A 15,200-nucleotide genomic window follows, 5' to 3' on the forward strand; every position below is an offset into this window, starting at 1 on the left:
CGCACCCTGCACCGTTGCATGTAGGCGATGGCGCCGCGTGTTCGCTGGGAGAAGCGAAAGATTCGTGCTCACCAGGGCTTACACGCGCCCAGGCGGGTGGCCTGCGCCGTCAGTCGGCGGGCTCGCAACTACCCCTTGGCCCGAGCCCGGGATGTGCGGCCGGGCGCACTGAAGTTCCGCGCGCGCGGACTGTTGGCCTGCTCCAGCCAGAGCAGCGAATCCATCTGCGACAGAAAGCACCGCGTGTAGTCGGGCGACAGGGTCCGCATCAGGCTGAGCGAGCGCAGCATGAGCCTGTGCGGGTTGAGCGGGCCTGCATTCTCCGGCCCCCGGTCGATCGCCTGGGCGACCTGCCGCTCGGCGGAGATGCGCGACCAGACCTCGCTGAACGCACGCACGCTCTTCATCTCCGAAGCGCTGGCGCCCCCCTCGACACGCACCCGGTCCGCCTCAGCCTGCGCCCGCGCATCGAGATCGCGGTTGAGCAGTACCAGTGGCGAAGGCGCAAGCGGTTCTGCGGCGTGGGGGCCAGCCTGGCCCGGGCTGTCGGTTTTCTCGGCCTGAGCAACCCTGTCGGCGTAGTCGGCCAGCGCCCTTTGCAGCCGGTGAGCCAGCACCTGCTGCACCGCGGCAGGCTGCGCAGCCAGACGCTCTGCCATCGCCTCCAGATAGCGAAAGCGCACCGGGTCATGCCGGTCGGCCCCCCGGGCTTTGAGCGACGGGATGGTGGTTTCGCTCATTGCGCGCGGGCAGGGGTGTTCGTGGCCTTGGGCACCGGTGCCATCTCCACCCGGCGGTTCTGCGCACGCCCTTTTTCGTCGGCATTCGATGCCACGGGCTGCTCGGCGCCGAACGCGGCCGCAAACACCTGCGACGACGGCATGCCTTCGTCGATGAGCGCGCGCGCCACCGTGAGCGCCCGCTGCGCCGACAGCTCCAGGTTGTCGGAGAAGCGCTGATGGCGACCTTGCAGCAGCGTCGTGTTGTCGGTGAAACCGCTCACCATCAGCATCTCGTCGCGCTCGCGCAGGTACACCTGCAGCGGCTGCACCATGCTATTGAGAAGCTGCCGGCCCTCGGGCCGCAGTTCGTCGGAGCCGGCGGCGAACAGCACGCTGCCGCTGATGCCGATGCGGCCGTTGTTCATCGTGACGCGGCCGCTGGCCAGGGGCACCGCCAGCGCCTTTTCCAGGGCCATGCGGCGCTTCTCTTCGTGTTGGCGTTTTTCCACCTCCTGCTTGAGGCTGGCGACCAGATCGATCTGCACCACCAGCACGCCCACCAGTATCAGCACGAAGGCGCCCAGCAGGCCCGCCATGAGGTCGCCAAACACCGCCCACACAGGGGCGGCCTGTTCGGTGCCATCGTCGATGGCATCGTCCCCGCCCATCATCCGGCCACCTCGTGCACGGCAGAGGCAGCCGCAGCCTTGCCGTTGAGCCGGCGCAGGTCTTCGACGATGCCCTGCTGCGAAGCGATGCTCAGGTCGATCACCTCGCGTGCCTGGGCCACGTAGTAGGCCAGTTGCTCATCGCTGCGGGACAGGGACTGACCAATGGCACCTTCGATGCGCTGCAGGCTCTCCATGAGCTTGTCATTGCTGGCGGTGAACAGCCCCACGCCGTGGCCGAAGGCCTCACCCAGGCTGGACAGTTCCACCGCGCTGGCGGCCACATGGGTGGCCACCTCGCCCGCCCTGCCCGACTGCTGGTCCAGGGCCTGCGCAAATTGCGACGCAGCCTGCTCCAGCGCCGACGCCGCCGTGCCCACCAGGGACTCGATGGCGCCGCGCTGCTGCACGGCCGCTTCGTTGACGGACTGCAGCAGCGTGCCCAGTTGTTCCATCATGGCAGTGCGCTCGGCCAGCGCGACGTTATCCCGCTCGCTCAGTTGCGTCATCTCGTGGCGCAACTGGGCGATGACCTGCGCCGCCGCCTGCGGCACGTCGGATGCCGTCTGCAGCAGCCGCGCGAGCGGTGCCTCCAGGGCGGAGCCCAGCGTGGCCAGGTGCTGCGCCACGGCCTCCTGCAGCATCTCCAGGCGGTCCACCGCAGCGCGGCCGCGCTCTGCCTCGGCATCCCGGAGCGCCGCGAGTTCGGTGCGCCACACACCCGCCAGCGCATCCATGCGGTCCCCCTGCGCTTGCAGCCATTGGGCTTCCGCGTCGGTGCGGGTGCGCATCAAGGCCTCGGACTGGTCCATCAGCCGCGCCGTGCCGTCCAGGGTGCGGGCCACTTGCTCGCCCATGCGGCCGGTCAGACCGGTCACCGCGGTCTCCAGCCCGTCGCACACGGCTTGCTGGCGCTCCAGGGTCTGGGTGCTCATGCGGTGCCACTCGGCCGTGAGCGACTGCGTCACGTCCTGCATCGAGGCATGCCAGCCGGCCAGGCGCGTCTGGTCCGCCGCCGCCTGGGCTGCGTGGGACTGCGCCACGGTGTCCTGCAGCGACGACAGCAGCGCGCTGGAGCGCTGCTCAAAGGCCTGGGTCGCAGCCTGTAGCGCGCCGTCAAGCTGCGTGGCGGCGCCATGCAGCGCCTGGCCCACGCCCTGCTGCTGCTCTGCTGCCTGCCCAGCCACGCGCTGCCATTCGGCGGCGAGGGTCTGCGCCATGCCGTCCATCGACGCGCGCCAATTGGCGATGCGCTGCTCGTCCGCTGCGGCGTTCGACGCCTGCGTGGCGGCTGCCGTCTCTTGCAGCGAAACGACCAGCGCCGCAGAGCGCTGCTCGAAGGCCTGGGTGGCAGCAAACAGGGACTGCTCCAGCCGCGCCGTGGCACCCTCCAGAGCGCCGTGCAGGCCCTGCTGCTGCTCCACCGTGCGCGCGCCTGCACGCTCCCACTGCGCTGCCAGGGTTTGCGCCATGCCTTCCATCGATTGCGCCCATCCGGCCAGGCGCTGCTCATCGGCTGCCTGCTGGGCGGCGTGCGACTGCGCCACGGTGTCCTGCAAAGCCACCTGCAATGCGCTGGAGCGTTGCTCGAATGCCGCCGTGACGGACTGCAGGGCGACTTCGAGATCGCCCATCAGGCGGGAGTGCGAATGCGCGTGGTGTTCCAGCGCGGATGTCCAGGTGCCCGAGACCTGGCGGGCCGTGCCTTCCCACTGGGCTGACAGAGCTTGCATCTGGGCTGCAGTGGCGTCCGTGAGCCGCTGGTGCGCGCGCTGCGACTCCAGCGCCAGCTCGGCCATCGCCTGCTCGACCACGGGCCGCAGCGTCTCGCCAGCCACCCGCGCGCTCGCCCCCAGGCTGTCGTGAAGTGACGTTCCCACGGCGCAGGCCAGTTGGCTGTAGGCCGAAGATGCCTCGCTGTGGAAACCCTTTTGCTGCACCAGCAGTTGCTCTGCCAGAGTGTCGTGGCGTCGCTCCAACCCTTCCACCAGGCTCTGCAGACGGTCGGCAATCAACGGCAGTGCCTGCGCCTGCGCCTGCAGCGCCTGGAAGGTCTCGTCACGCCGGTGGGCCGCCGAAAACGGCCGGAACATCGCCGGAATGCGCGCGTCGAGCAGCCGCAACGCCGCCAGGCGCTCACGGCGCGCCATGGCAGACAAAAGTCCCAGCATGGCAGAAGCCGCCACCCCGGCCACCGAGGTGCCGAATGACAGGCCCAGGCCCTTGATGGGCTCTGCCAGCGCGGCACGGATCGCCTCCAGGTTGGAGGACGTCTCCAAGGCAAACACCGCGCCCTTGAAGGTGACGACCATCCCCAGGAACGTGCCCAGCATGCCCAGCATGACCAGCAAGCCCACGAGATACGGCGTGAGCGCGGGCCCCGGCAGCACTGCACGCTCGCCCTCGATACGCTGGCGCACCGGATGGCGCAGCGGGGCGGGCAAGCGCTCCAGCCAGGGGCCCAGGTCCGCCAGCGGCTGCGGCGCCCCGTCGGCGAGGGCACCGGCCAACGCCACCGTGCCTTTGCGGAACTGCAGCAACTCCAGCGCACCCAGCACATAGACGGCGCCGATCAACAGCGTCATAGCCAGCGCCAGCGGGCTCGACCCCACGAATCCCCAAACCACCCAACCCACTGCCGCCAAGCCCAGGGCAAATACGGCGGCCATCACACTCTTGTTCATTCCTGTCGTTCCATGTTCTCGTTGCGGGCTGCCTCCAGCAGGCCCGTGATGGGTTGCATCCGCACGTGCATCTCGGCCAGCAGCAGCGCCTGCAGATCCCGCTCGAATACGGTCAGCCAGCCTCCGGGATCGCGCCACCGCAGCGGCTCGTCGGTCTGCCCCAGGGCTGCGAGCCGCTGCTGGTGGGCCGTGCGCAGCTGCACCAGGCGCTTGTCCAGGTGCACGGGCAGCGAGGCCCACAGTCGCTGCTCCCGCACGCAGGTGAGCTGCTCCATGACCGCGTCCAGCGCCGCGAGTTGCCGCAGAGCCCTCGGGCCCTGCGCCAACCCCTGTCGTACCTGGGAACGCAAGGCCAGCAGCCTGGCATCGAGCTGTTTTTGCAGGCCGAGGTAGCGCGGCGCGTGGAAACCGAACTCGCCTTCGGCCTTCAGGTCCGGCGCCTGGGCGCGGGTGTTGTCCGCACGCTCCCGCACCGGCCTGGCGCGCGCGGGTGGCGCACAGGCCAGTTCGGTCAGCTCCGCCTTCGCCCGCTGAACGGCCTGCTCCAGCGCTGGCACGTCCACTCTCTCGCCGGTCGCTGCATCCTGCGCGAACGATTCGATGGCGTGCAACGACCGGCTCAGGGTCACTGCCTCCACCGTGCTCAGGCCCTGGCCCATCTGCTCGGCCACGTCCAGGCCCACGTCCAGGCGCGCGGCAACGCCCGCGTCGGCCTGCATCCATTGCTGGAGCAGGACAACGAGGCCCGAGCTGCTGAGTCTGTGTTGCGGATACATCCCTGAGAAACCATTCACTGCGCCTGGCCTCGCCCCCAAGGGCGCCGGCGCCAGGGAATCGTTCCCCGCAGGCAAAACCGGCTATTTTCGCAGGAACCGGACAGGCATCTGCGAGGCCTCCCCCAAGGTTGCAGGTGTTACATCTGAGAATGTCCCGTCCCGTCCCGTCCCGTCCCGTCCCCTCGCCGGCGCCACGCGGTCGCTGTTGAAATACAGCACCGTGGCGTCCTGTGCGTCACCTTGACGCGCGACAACTCCGGCATGAGGCTTGCATGGTCCAATCGGCCGCCCGGCCATCGTCCGGATTCCGCACTGCCCGCCGCCATTGCACCATGCCCAGTTCACCCTCCGCCCCTGCCACGCCTTCCTGCGCAACCCTGACCGCCCCAGCCGCCGTACCGCACACCCTGACGGAAGACGCGCTCGCCATCTTCACAGGGGTGTTGCTGATTTCGGTGGGAGTGGCCTTCTTTACCACCGCCGGACTGCTCACGGGGGGAACCGCCGGGCTGGCGTTCCTGCTGCACTACGCCACAGGCATCGGCTTCGGCAAGATCTTCTTCGTGCTGAACCTGCCGTTCTACTGGCTGGCCCTGCGCAAGCTCGGGCGCGCATTCACCATCAAGACATTCGCTGCGGTGCTGCTGCTGTCGCTGCTCACCGAAGTGCAATCACAGTGGCTGCAGTTTGCGCAGCTGCAGCCGCTGTACGCCGCGATTGCCGGCGGTTTGATCACGGGCACCGGCTTTCTGGTGCTGTTTCGCCACCGGTGCAGCCTCGGCGGCGTCGGCATCGCGGCGCTGTACCTGCAGGACCGCTACGGGTGGCGCGCAGGCAAGGTGCAGATGGCCGTGGACTGCTGCATCGTGCTGCTGGCCCTGTGGACTGTGGACCCCGTGCGGGTGGCCTGCTCGATTGCGGGCGCTGTGGCGCTGAATCTTGTGCTGGCCATGAACCACCGGCCGGGGCGCTACATGGCGGTGTGAATACGCGCGGCCGCGGGCCACCAGGGTCTAGCCAGGGCCACCTGCGGGCCCAGTGGCCGGTGCCTTGAGCCGCTGCTCCAGCTCTTCGGCCGGCGCGGGCCGTCCCATCAGGTAGCCCTGCCACAGCGTGCAGCCGTGGCGCTCGAGGAAGACGCGCTGCGCTTCCGTCTCGACGCCTTCGGCGATCACATCGATGCCCAGGCTCTGCGCCATTCCGATGATGGTCTGCACGATGAGCGAGTCCGCGTCCTGGATGCCGATGTTGCGCACGAAGCTCTGATCGATCTTGAGCTGGTCCAGCGGCAGCCGAGTGAGATAGGCCAGCGACGATTGCCCGGTACCGAAGTCGTCCATGGAAAAACGCAGGCCCAGCGCACGCAGGGCATGCATCTTGTCAATGGTGTCGTCCACGTTCTCCAGGGCGAGGCTCTCCGTCAGCTCCAGCTTGAGCTGTTCGGGCCGCGCGCCGGTCTCACGCAGTGCCGCCACGACCTGCTCCATGAAATCGGCCTGACGGAACTGGCGTGCGCTCACGTTCACGGCCAGCTGCAACGGCGCAGTCGCCGGATGATCCTGCCAACGCCGCAGCTGCGCGCAGGCGGTGCGCAGCACCCATTGGCCGATGGGCACGATCAGGCCGGTTTCTTCCGCCAGCGCAATGAATTCGAGCGGCGGCACCATGCCGCGCACCGGATGGTTCCAGCGGATCAACGCCTCCGCGCCCACCATGTGCAAGCCGCAGCCCATCTGCGGCTGGAAATGCAGCACGAACTGGCCCTGCTCCAACGCTCCGCGCAGGTCACTCTCCAACGCAGCGCGGGCCGTGACGGCCGCCTGCATCATGGGGTCGAAGAAGCGGATGCTGTTGCGCCCAGCGGTCTTTGCGGCGTACATGGCCAGGTCGGCATGTTTGACAAGGTCTTCCACCGTCTGGCCCTGCGCATTGAACAGCACCGCGCCCACGCTGGTGGTGCTGTGCACGTGGTGCGATGCCAACTGGTACGACCGGTTCAGCGACAGAAGGATCTTCTCGCCCACCACCTGCGCCTGCTCGGCCGCTTCGGTGGCATGCGCGCCCAGGTCTTCCAGAAGGATCAGGAACTCGTCGCCTCCGAGCCGCGCCACCGTGTCGCCCTCGCGCACGCAGGCCACCAGGCGCTGCGCGACCTGCTGCAGCAGCACATCGCCCATGTCGTGGCCCAGCGTATCGTTCAGGGTCTTGAAGTGGTCCAGGTCCAGGCACAGGAGAGCACCCTGCATGCCTGTTCGGGCACTGGTGGCAAACGCCTGCTGCAGGCGGTCCAGCATCAGCCGGCGGTTGGGCAGGTGGGTGAGCGGGTCGTAGAACGCCAAGGTCTCGATCTCGCGCGCGGCCTGTGTGCGCTGGGTCAGGTCGCTCAGCATGCCAACATAGTGCGTGAGCGTGCCCCGCTCATCCCGCACTGCTGTGATGACCAAGGCATTCAGGCGCACCTCGCCGCTCTTGCAGCGGTTCCAGATCTCGCCGCGCCATTCGCCGGTGCCGTTCAGGCTGGCCCACATCGCGTCGAAGAAAGCCTTGTCGTGGTGGCCCGATGCCAGCATGCTGGCGCGGCGGCCCATCGCCTCGTCGGCGTCGTAGCCCGTGAGGCGCGTGAAGGCTCGGTTGGTGCGCAGGATGACCGTATCCGCATCGGTCACCACCATGCCTTCCTGCGAGTCGAACGCGATGGCGGCAATGCGCAGCTCCCGCTCGTCACGCCGGCGCGCCGTGATGTCCTTGCCCACGCCCCGGTAGCCCGTGAAACGGCCCGCGTCGTCAAACACAGGGGTGCCGCTGACGGACACCCAGTATTCCTCGCCGGACGGGGCGACGCGCTGGAACTCGAAGTCGCGAAATTCCTCGTGGCGGGCCAACTGCGCGCGGTGCTCCGCCCACTGGGCGTCGGTCACGCCCTGGGAAGTCACTTCCCAGCGGGTCTTGCCGATGAGCTTGGCCACTTCCTGCACCGGCGGGCTTGCAGAACTGCCTTCCAGCCGCGTGAGCCGCAGCTGCGCGTCCTGCTCCCAGTACCAGTCCGAGGACAGCGCAGCCAGCGTCCGAAAGCGTGCGGCGTTGGCCTGCAGCTGCTCACGCGCCTGGTAGGCCCCGGTGACGTCGCTGAAAACCAGCACCACGCCCACGATCTGGCCCTGCGCGCTGCGGATGGGCGCTGCACTGTCCGCAATCTGGTACTGGGCGCCGTCGCGCGAGATCAAGGTCGTGTGGTTGCTCAGCTCCACGATCTCACCGCGCTCCATGACCATATGCACCGGATCGAGCTGCGCAGCGCGGGTCGAGGCATTGACAACGTGGAACACGTCCCGCAGCGGCCGACCGAGGGCCTGTGCCAAGGTCCAGCCCGTGAGCCGTTCCGCCACGGGGTTCATGCGCGTGACATTGCCGGCCGCATCCGTAGCCATGACGGCGTCGCCGATCGAGTGCAGGGTGATTGCCAGGTTCTCTTCGCTCTGGCGCAGAAGAACCTCCGCCGCCTGCCGGGTGCGCGCCATGCGGTCGAAGCGCCGGCTGAGCTCCGCAAGCTCTGCCAATCCCTCTGTCTGCTCCAGTGGCACGTGCCGTCCCTGGGCCAACTCATCGGTGGCAGCCATCAGCCGCTGCAGCGGCTGCACGACGCCACGCCGCACCCCGGTCCTGGCCAGCAGGAACGACAGCACGACCCCTACCAGCAAGAAGCCCATGTCGATCCACATGTGCCGATTGGCTTCCGCGTACAGTGCACCGAGCGGCACGGTCAGGCTCATGGTGGCGATCGCCTTGCCGCGTGATTCGACCAGCGGCTGAAACACCACCAGGTGCGGCCCTTGCGCATTGGTGCGCTGCAGAACGCCTTCGCCCGGACTCAGCAATTGCGCGCTGATGTCTGCCCCGTCATCCAGCACCGAGCCGAGCTCGGCGGGGTCGGGCGGGAAGCGCGCCAGCACCTTGCCTTGCGGGTCGGTCACACGCGCCACCGCCCCTTCCGGCAGCCCCAGGTCGGACAGGCGTTTGCTCCACCACTCCAGCCCCACGACAGCCACTGCCGCGCCCACGGGCTCGGCGCTGCCGGGCGGCACCACAGGCACGGCGAAATTCACGCTGGCCACTTGCGCAGCACGGTCGATCTGGAAGGCACCCACCGAGAATTCACGGTCCTGGATCGCTCGCTGGAAATACGGCCGGTTGGCCACATTGACTGGCGCCTGGAGCGGGCGCGCGTTGCACAGAAGCTCGCCATCAGCGCGCGGAACGCCAATGTTCACGTACAGGGGCTGCAAGGCCAGCACTTCAGCCAGGAACAAGCCGCAGGCCGGCTGCGACGGGTCATGCACCTGGGGCTGGGTCGCAAGTTGCTTGAGGAAGTCGTGCGTGGTCTGAACGAGGCGCTGCTGGCCTGCGACCACCGCGCGCAGGGTGAGGCGGGCCTTGTCCTCGGCAGCTGCCACCCCCGCCAGCCGGTGCTCGCTGGCCTGGTGCACCAGCAGAGCCACCGCGGGAAGCGATGCCACCAGAATCAGCCACCGGATCCTGGCGGACAGGGTGCTCCAGACTGCGGAGATCCGAGGCGGCCACAAAGGCATCAGCGACCTTTCAGGAAGATAGGGCTTCTTGCGCGGTTCATACCCGGGTTGGGGTGCCAAGGCACAAGCGCCGGCAACGGCGCTTTCATCCTAAACAACTACGCGCGAATCAGGTACTCCTATTTTGTGCACGGCCTCGGCAGTACCCCGTGTAGGAATACATCCTCACGGATGGCGAGCACACCAAGAACGGCCTGGGCGAGGCTTCGCAGCGCGGCATGCCGCTACCGTATCATCGAGGGATGCGTCGCGGCTTTTACTTCGTGCTCATGATGGTCCTGGTCCTTCGAGGCCTGATGGGTAGCGCCATGGCCACCGGCATGGCGATGCCGGCACCCCTTCAGCCCGGGCACGAGGCCGCAGTCCATTCGCACACAGCTTCGGGCCATGGGCTCGCGCCTGCCAATGCAATGCGCAGTGCGAGCGGGGCAGCGCCGGCAGAGCAGGAATTCAGCCCCGCAATCGTGGATGTGCCGGCGTCCAGCCACGATCACGATCATGGCAGCGACCATGACCACGACCACGGGCAGGCGCTCCAGGACGGGACCCACGTCATGGCCTGCCATGGCGCCTCTGACAGCACCGGGGCCTGCGGCGGACACAGCCACCACACCGGTGCCTGCTCGGCCTGCGGGATCTGCCACTCGGCCATGCTTGAAGCGCCCGGCGTGGTGACTCCAGCGCCCCACCCGCAGCGCACGGCGCTGCCGCGCGCCTTCTCGCAGTTTGACAGCGCCCCCGCGGCGCGTGCCATCAAGCCACCCATCGCCTGACCTCCAACACCCGAAGTGCGTCTGCATTCGGGGCCTGTGCGTGCCCGTGGTGACACTGCGGCGCAGTGAGATAGGGACCGGCATCGCTTTGCCTCCTGAGTTGTCGGCCTGCCTGCCGCAGCGCCGCAGCATTGGGCGCGCGGGGCGTCCCTGCTACCGCCTCTCACCGCTTCTCGCCAATGTCGCCCCGTGCTGCTGCTCCCTGCGGCAGCACGCCCGCACCCCACAGGCCACGACCTCCGGCTGCCCGCCCCGTGCGCCAGCCTGCAGCGCTCCCACGATTTTGTTGTCTGGAGATCGCCATGCACCTTCCCGCATCCCTTGTTTTATCGTTCCTTGCCTTCCCGCCGCTGGCAGGCCCCGCCTTTGCCCACGGCAGTGCGGCCGACCCCGATGCCGCCACAACTCCACCGGCCTACCAAAGCCTGGCCACGACGCCGCACCTTGGGGCCGAGCCACTCCCCCCGCCCGAGACCTGGCGCGCGGCCAATGACGCGGTGGGCGCATTTGCGCGCGGCCATGCAGACATCCTGGCCTGGGAGGCGCGCCAGCAGCCCGCGCCGGATCCAGCCGCATCTGCCCCCCACACCCCACCGGCCCACCGCCACGCGGCGCCCGGGAGCAAGCCATGAGCCGCCGAGCCATCCGCGGCACAGCGCACCGCAGCGCCGTGCGCACCTGGTGCCTGCTGGCTGCGGCCGCCATGCTGGCCGGCTGCGCCAGCGTCTCGCCCGACGGGCTGCGGGGCGACGTGGCCGCGTTCACGGCCCACCGCACGGGCAGCACCCCTGCGGCAGCCTTGCCCGGCACCGGCCCGCAAGCCGGTGCACAGGCGCAGAAAGCCGTGCAAGCCTTGCTGGCCCAGCCCCTCACGCAGGATGCCGCCGTGCGCATCGCGCTGCTGAACAACCCGGGCCTGCAGGCCCGGCTGGCCGCACTGGGTGTGGCAGATGCCGAGCGCGTGCAGGCCATCACGCTGCCCAACCCGCATCTCTCGCTGGCCCGCCTGAGCAACGCCCATGAACGCGAGATCGAACGCAGCCTGGCGTTCAACCTGCTGGGCCTGCTGACCCTGCCCTGGCGCGCCGATAGGCAGGCCGAACGCATGCAGATCGCCACGCTGCAAGCCGCTCAGGAGACGGTGGCCCTGGCCGCCGACGCGCGCCGCGCCTGGCTGCGCGCGGTGGCTGCCGAGCAGGTGGCCGACACCCACGACCGCATGGTGGAAGCCGCAGAGGCAGGCGCCGAGCTGGCCCGCCGCATGGTGCGCGTGGGCAACTGGAGCCGCCTGCAACACGCCCGCGAACAGGCAGTGCTGCATGAAGCCAGTGCCCAGCGCGCCCGCGCGCGTCTCGCCGCAGCCACCGAGCGCGAGCAGTTGAACCAGCGAATGGGCCTGTGGGGCATCCAGGCACAGCAGTACCGGCTGGCCAACCAGTTGCCGGCTCTGCCCGCCAGCCCCTTGCCTGCGGACGGCCTGGAAGCCACGGCCCTGCGCGAGCGGCTCGACGTGCAGGCCGCACGCCGCCAGCTCGACACCGAGGCCCGCCAGCAGGGCTGGAGCGGCGCGGGCGCGGTGTTCGGCGACATCGGCCTGGCCTACCAGCGCAACACCGCTGTGGAACGCGATACCGGCCACCGCGAGATCACCCGCGGCTGGGAGCTGGACCTGCCTGTGCCCCTGTTCGACTGGGGCGGCGCCGCACGCACCCGCGCGCAGATGCAGGTGGAGCACAGCGCGGCCCAGTTGCAGGACACCGCCGTGCGCGCGCGCAGCGAGGTGCGGTCCACCTGGCTCATCTACCGCACCACGCTCGACCTGGCCCACCAGCAGCAAAGCGAGGTGGTTCCGCTGCGCCAGTTCATCGCCGACGAGACCACCCTGCGCTACAACGGCATGCTCGCCAGCGTCTGGGAGCTGCTGGCCGAAGCCCGCAGCAGCACCCAGGCTGTTGCCACCGCGATCAACGCGCAGCGCGATTTCTGGCTGGCGGAAACCGACCTGCAGCTCGCCCTCACCGGCACATCGCCCGGCGCCCTCACGGGCCCCGCCTCCGGCAGCGCTGCCGCCCCAACCCCACAAAGCCACTGACCATGAACCGCCGCAATTTCTTCTCCGGCGCCGCCACTGCCGTGGCCGCCGTGTCCGCCACATCCGTCCACAGGGTGGCCATGGCGGCCCTGCCCGAGCCCGCGGTGCAGGCCGGCGCCGACACCGCACCGCCGCTGCACCCGCCCACGGGGCGCCCCTACCACCCCGTAGTCACGCTCAACGGCTGGACAACACCCTGGCGCATGAATGCAGGCGTCAAGGAGTTCCACCTGGTGGCCGAGCCTGTGGTGCGCGAGGTGGCGCCGGGCTTCATGGTCAACATGTGGGGCTACAACGGCCAGAGCCCCGGGCCGACGATCGAAGTGGTCGAAGGCGACCGCGTGCGCATCTTCGTCACCAACCGCCTGCCCGAGCACACCACCATCCACTGGCACGGCCAGCGCCTGCCCAATGGCATGGACGGCGTGGGCGGGCTCAACCAGCCGGCGATTCCACCGGGCAAGACCTTCGTGTACGAGTTCGTGGCGCGCCGCCCCGGCACCTTCATGTACCACCCGCACGCCGACGAGATGGTGCAGATGGCCATGGGCATGATGGGCCTGTGGATCACCCACCCCAAAGGCAGCCACCCGCAGATCGCCAAGGTACAGCGCGACTACGCGTTTTTGCTCAACGCCTTTGACTTGGAGCCCGGCAGCATGACCCCCAAGGTCAACACCATGCTGGACCACAACATCTGGTGCTGGAACAGCCGCGTGTTCCCCGCCATCAGCCCGCTGGTGGCGCGGCAGGGCGAGCGCGTGCGCATCCGCGTGGGCAATCTCACCATGACCAGCCACCCCATCCACATCCACGGGCATGAGTTCGAGGTGACCGGCACCGACGGCGGCCCCGTGCCGCGCAGCGCACGCTGGCCCGAGGTGACAACCGACGTGGCAGTGGGCCAGATGCGCCAGGTGGAGCTGGTGGCCGACGAGCCCGGCGACTGGGCCTTCCACTGCCACAAGAGCCACCACACCATGGGCGCCATGGGACACGACGTGCCCACCATGATCGGCGTGGACCACCGGGGCTTGGTCGGCAAGATCCAGAAGATCGTGCCCGACTACATGGTGATGGGCGAACGTGGCATGGCCGACATGGGCGCCATGGAGATGCCGCTGCCCGACAACACCTTCCCCATGATGACCGGCACCGGCCTCCATGGCCCGCTGGAGATGGGCGGCATGTTCACCACTTTCAAGGTGCGCGCCAACCAGGCGGCAGGGGACTACCGCGACCCGGGCCACTACATCCAGCCACCGGGCACGCAGGCCTACGAATGGCAGGGCGCACCGGCCAGCACACCCCGCCCCGCACGCACCGATACGCCGGGTATCGCCCCCGGCGCTGCGAATGCCCGCAAACCGGCCGCCAGCGGCCACCAGCACTGATACAGGACACACCCATGGAAACTATCAAATTCATAGCTACTCTCGCTTTACTGGCGGGCGCAAACGCCTCTTTCGGGCATGAAAACACGCCCCACCACAACCGCAATGCACCGTTGGTGAAGGAACAGAAGCCCTGGGGGATTGCAGGCGAGGCCCAGGCGGCGGCCCGCACCATCACCATCCGCATGACCGACGACATGCGGTTCACGCCCCGCCACATCGAAGTGCGCGAGGGCGAGACCGTGCGGCTGCGCGCCGAGAACAAAGGCCAGGTGCTGCACGAGATCGTGATCGGCACCAAGGCCGAACTGGACGCGCACGCCGAGATGATGGCCAGACACCCCGGCATGGAGCACGACGAGCCCTACATGGCCCATGTGGCCGCAGGCAAGAAAGGCGACATCGTGTGGCAGTTCAACCGCGCAGGCCAGTTCGACTTTGCCTGCCTCATCGCGGGCCACTACCAGGCGGGCATGACCGGGACCATCACCGTGCTGCCGCGCAAGCCATGACCCGCACCGGGCCCTTTGGAGTCACAACACCATGAACACACCCCTCACATCCCTCACATCCCTCACATCCCGCACATCCCGCGCCCAGCCCACGCGCCGCCAATGGCTTGCCGCCGCACTGCCCGTGGCGGGCGCGGGGCTGGCCATCGCCCTGCTGCCCACCGCCGTGCGCGCCACCCCGCGCACGGCAGCAGCCACCCCCCTGGAGGTCTGGAAAGACCCTAACTGCGGCTGCTGCCAGGACTGGGTGGACCACATGCAGGCCCACGGCTTTGCCGTGAAGGTGCACGCCACCGGCAACAACGCCGTGCGCGCCCGCCTGGGCCTGCCGCAAAAGCTGGGCTCATGCCACACCGCGCTGGTGGGCGGCTATGTGGTCGAAGGCCATGTGCCCGCCAGCGACGTGCGCAAGCTGCTGCAGCAAAAACCCAAGGCCCTGGGCCTGGCCGTGCCCGGCATGCCCGTGGGCTCGCCGGGTATGGACGGCGCCGTGTACGGCGACCGGCGCGACCCGTACGACGTGCTGCTGGTGGCGCACGACGGCAGCACGCGCGTGTTCAACAGCTACAACAAAAAGGCATCGGCATGAAAAAGCATCGCTTCTCCATCCCGCTCGCTGCCAGCCTGCTCGTCCTGGTTGCAGGGACTGCCTTCGCGCAAACCCCGGCCGGGGCTGCCGCAGATAGCCACGGCAGCCACCACCCCACAGCCACCGCGTCGCCCGCGCCTCAGGCAGAGCTGAGCGAAGGCGAAATCACCCGCTGGGACCCGCGCACCCTGCGCCTCACCCTCAAACACGGCGAGATCAAGAACCTGGAGATGCCGTCCATGACCATGGTGTTCCGCGTGGCGGACGCCAGTGTGGTGGGCGATCTGAAACCGGGGGACAAGGTACGTTTTCGGGCCGAGCAGGCCAACGGTGCATACCACGTCCAACGGATCGAGAAAGCGCCCTGAAGCGGCTCCGCACGCGGCAAGGGCACCTGATGCGGC

13 protein-coding genes are annotated in these 15,200 nt (G+C 68.7%); 8 read left to right on the top strand and 5 right to left on the bottom strand.

All coding sequences use genetic code 11. From position 1 onward, the window contains the following. Nucleotides 1-128 precede the first annotated feature (128 nt). From KW835_RS07725 to KW835_RS07740, 4 genes are read right to left on the bottom strand one after another with little or no spacing between them, the layout of a single operon-like run. The gene (locus KW835_RS07725) at nucleotides 129-740 is read right to left on the bottom strand and encodes a DUF2894 domain-containing protein (protein WP_218381768.1); all 612 of its coding nucleotides are present in this window, start codon (nucleotides 738-740) and stop codon (nucleotides 129-131) included. Continuing rightward, a complete protein-coding gene (locus KW835_RS07730; protein WP_218381769.1) occupies nucleotides 737-1,393 on the bottom strand; it encodes an OmpA family protein in 657 nt (218 codons plus the stop codon). Before KW835_RS07730 ends, KW835_RS07725 begins: the two co-directional genes overlap by 4 nt. Next, nucleotides 1,390-4,074, bottom strand: coding sequence for a DUF802 domain-containing protein (locus tag KW835_RS07735; protein ID WP_218381770.1), 2,685 nt, complete (start codon nucleotides 4,072-4,074; stop codon nucleotides 1,390-1,392). Before KW835_RS07735 ends, KW835_RS07730 begins: the two co-directional genes overlap by 4 nt. Continuing rightward, the gene (locus tag KW835_RS07740; RefSeq protein WP_218381771.1) at nucleotides 4,071-4,850 is read right to left on the bottom strand and encodes a DUF3348 family protein; all 780 of its coding nucleotides are present in this window, start codon (nucleotides 4,848-4,850) and stop codon (nucleotides 4,071-4,073) included. The genes KW835_RS07735 and KW835_RS07740 overlap by 4 nt, the downstream gene beginning before the upstream one ends. Before the next feature lie 332 nt (nucleotides 4,851-5,182). Between KW835_RS07740 and KW835_RS07745 the strand changes: the two genes are divergently transcribed. Further along, nucleotides 5,183-5,836 (top strand): YitT family protein, encoded by a 654-nt coding sequence (locus tag KW835_RS07745; RefSeq protein ID WP_218381772.1) that lies wholly within the window; start codon nucleotides 5,183-5,185, stop codon nucleotides 5,834-5,836. A gap of 27 nt (nucleotides 5,837-5,863) precedes the next feature. Here KW835_RS07745 and KW835_RS07750 read toward each other — a convergent pair whose 3' ends face one another. After that, the gene (locus tag KW835_RS07750) at nucleotides 5,864-9,364 is read right to left on the bottom strand and encodes an EAL domain-containing protein (RefSeq protein ID WP_339385515.1); all 3,501 of its coding nucleotides are present in this window, start codon (nucleotides 9,362-9,364) and stop codon (nucleotides 5,864-5,866) included. Between the two features lie 314 nt (nucleotides 9,365-9,678). Between KW835_RS07750 and KW835_RS07755 the strand changes: the two genes are divergently transcribed. The 7 genes from KW835_RS07755 to KW835_RS07785 all read left to right on the top strand — a co-directional run bounded on the left by KW835_RS07755 (nucleotide 9,679) and on the right by KW835_RS07785 (nucleotide 15,164). Beyond that, nucleotides 9,679-10,209: a hypothetical protein gene (locus tag KW835_RS07755; protein ID WP_218381774.1), complete on the top strand. Its 531-nt coding sequence runs from the start codon at nucleotides 9,679-9,681 to the stop codon at nucleotides 10,207-10,209. A 302-nt stretch (nucleotides 10,210-10,511) separates the two neighbouring features. Continuing rightward, entirely contained in the window at nucleotides 10,512-10,841 is a 330-nt protein-coding gene (locus KW835_RS07760; RefSeq protein WP_218381775.1) for a hypothetical protein, read from the top strand. After that, nucleotides 10,838-12,301 (top strand): TolC family protein, encoded by a 1,464-nt coding sequence (locus tag KW835_RS07765; RefSeq protein ID WP_218381776.1) that lies wholly within the window; start codon nucleotides 10,838-10,840, stop codon nucleotides 12,299-12,301. Before KW835_RS07760 ends, KW835_RS07765 begins: the two co-directional genes overlap by 4 nt. 2 nt (nucleotides 12,302-12,303) lie before the next feature. After that, nucleotides 12,304-13,695 (top strand): multicopper oxidase family protein, encoded by a 1,392-nt coding sequence (locus KW835_RS07770; RefSeq protein ID WP_218381777.1) that lies wholly within the window; start codon nucleotides 12,304-12,306, stop codon nucleotides 13,693-13,695. Between the two features lie 14 nt (nucleotides 13,696-13,709). After that, the gene (locus tag KW835_RS07775) at nucleotides 13,710-14,207 is read left to right on the top strand and encodes a cupredoxin domain-containing protein (RefSeq protein ID WP_218381778.1); all 498 of its coding nucleotides are present in this window, start codon (nucleotides 13,710-13,712) and stop codon (nucleotides 14,205-14,207) included. 31 nt (nucleotides 14,208-14,238) lie between these two features. After that, nucleotides 14,239-14,796: a DUF411 domain-containing protein gene (locus tag KW835_RS07780; RefSeq protein ID WP_218381779.1), complete on the top strand. Its 558-nt coding sequence runs from the start codon at nucleotides 14,239-14,241 to the stop codon at nucleotides 14,794-14,796. Continuing rightward, nucleotides 14,793-15,164 carry a copper-binding protein gene (locus KW835_RS07785; protein ID WP_218381780.1) on the top strand — a complete coding sequence of 124 codons (372 nt, stop codon included), beginning with the start codon at nucleotides 14,793-14,795 and terminating at the stop codon, nucleotides 15,162-15,164. Before KW835_RS07780 ends, KW835_RS07785 begins: the two co-directional genes overlap by 4 nt. The last annotated feature ends 36 nt before the right edge of the window (nucleotides 15,165-15,200 follow it).

It is taken from the genome of Acidovorax sp. sic0104 (genome assembly GCF_019219095.1).
Taxonomy (GTDB): Bacteria; Pseudomonadota; Gammaproteobacteria; order Burkholderiales; family Burkholderiaceae_C; genus Acidovorax.

What these genes read in the sequence shown, in the direction of transcription:
- KW835_RS07725 (WP_218381768.1), bottom strand. Translation starts at nt 740, where the DNA reads ATGAGCGAAACCACCATCCCGTCGCTCAAAGCCCGGGGGGCCGACCGG.
- KW835_RS07730 (WP_218381769.1), bottom strand. Translation starts at nt 1,393, where the DNA reads ATGATGGGCGGGGACGATGCCATCGACGATGGCACCGAACAGGCCGCC.
- KW835_RS07735 (WP_218381770.1), bottom strand. Translation starts at nt 4,074, where the DNA reads ATGAACAAGAGTGTGATGGCCGCCGTATTTGCCCTGGGCTTGGCGGCA.
- KW835_RS07740 (WP_218381771.1), bottom strand. Translation starts at nt 4,850, where the DNA reads ATGTATCCGCAACACAGACTCAGCAGCTCGGGCCTCGTTGTCCTGCTC.
- KW835_RS07745 (WP_218381772.1), top strand. Translation starts at nt 5,183, where the DNA reads ATGCCCAGTTCACCCTCCGCCCCTGCCACGCCTTCCTGCGCAACCCTG.
- KW835_RS07755 (WP_218381774.1), top strand. Translation starts at nt 9,679, where the DNA reads ATGCGTCGCGGCTTTTACTTCGTGCTCATGATGGTCCTGGTCCTTCGA.
- KW835_RS07760 (WP_218381775.1), top strand. Translation starts at nt 10,512, where the DNA reads ATGCACCTTCCCGCATCCCTTGTTTTATCGTTCCTTGCCTTCCCGCCG.
- KW835_RS07765 (WP_218381776.1), top strand. Translation starts at nt 10,838, where the DNA reads ATGAGCCGCCGAGCCATCCGCGGCACAGCGCACCGCAGCGCCGTGCGC.
- KW835_RS07770 (WP_218381777.1), top strand. Translation starts at nt 12,304, where the DNA reads ATGAACCGCCGCAATTTCTTCTCCGGCGCCGCCACTGCCGTGGCCGCC.
- KW835_RS07775 (WP_218381778.1), top strand. Translation starts at nt 13,710, where the DNA reads ATGGAAACTATCAAATTCATAGCTACTCTCGCTTTACTGGCGGGCGCA.
- KW835_RS07780 (WP_218381779.1), top strand. Translation starts at nt 14,239, where the DNA reads ATGAACACACCCCTCACATCCCTCACATCCCTCACATCCCGCACATCC.
- KW835_RS07785 (WP_218381780.1), top strand. Translation starts at nt 14,793, where the DNA reads ATGAAAAAGCATCGCTTCTCCATCCCGCTCGCTGCCAGCCTGCTCGTC.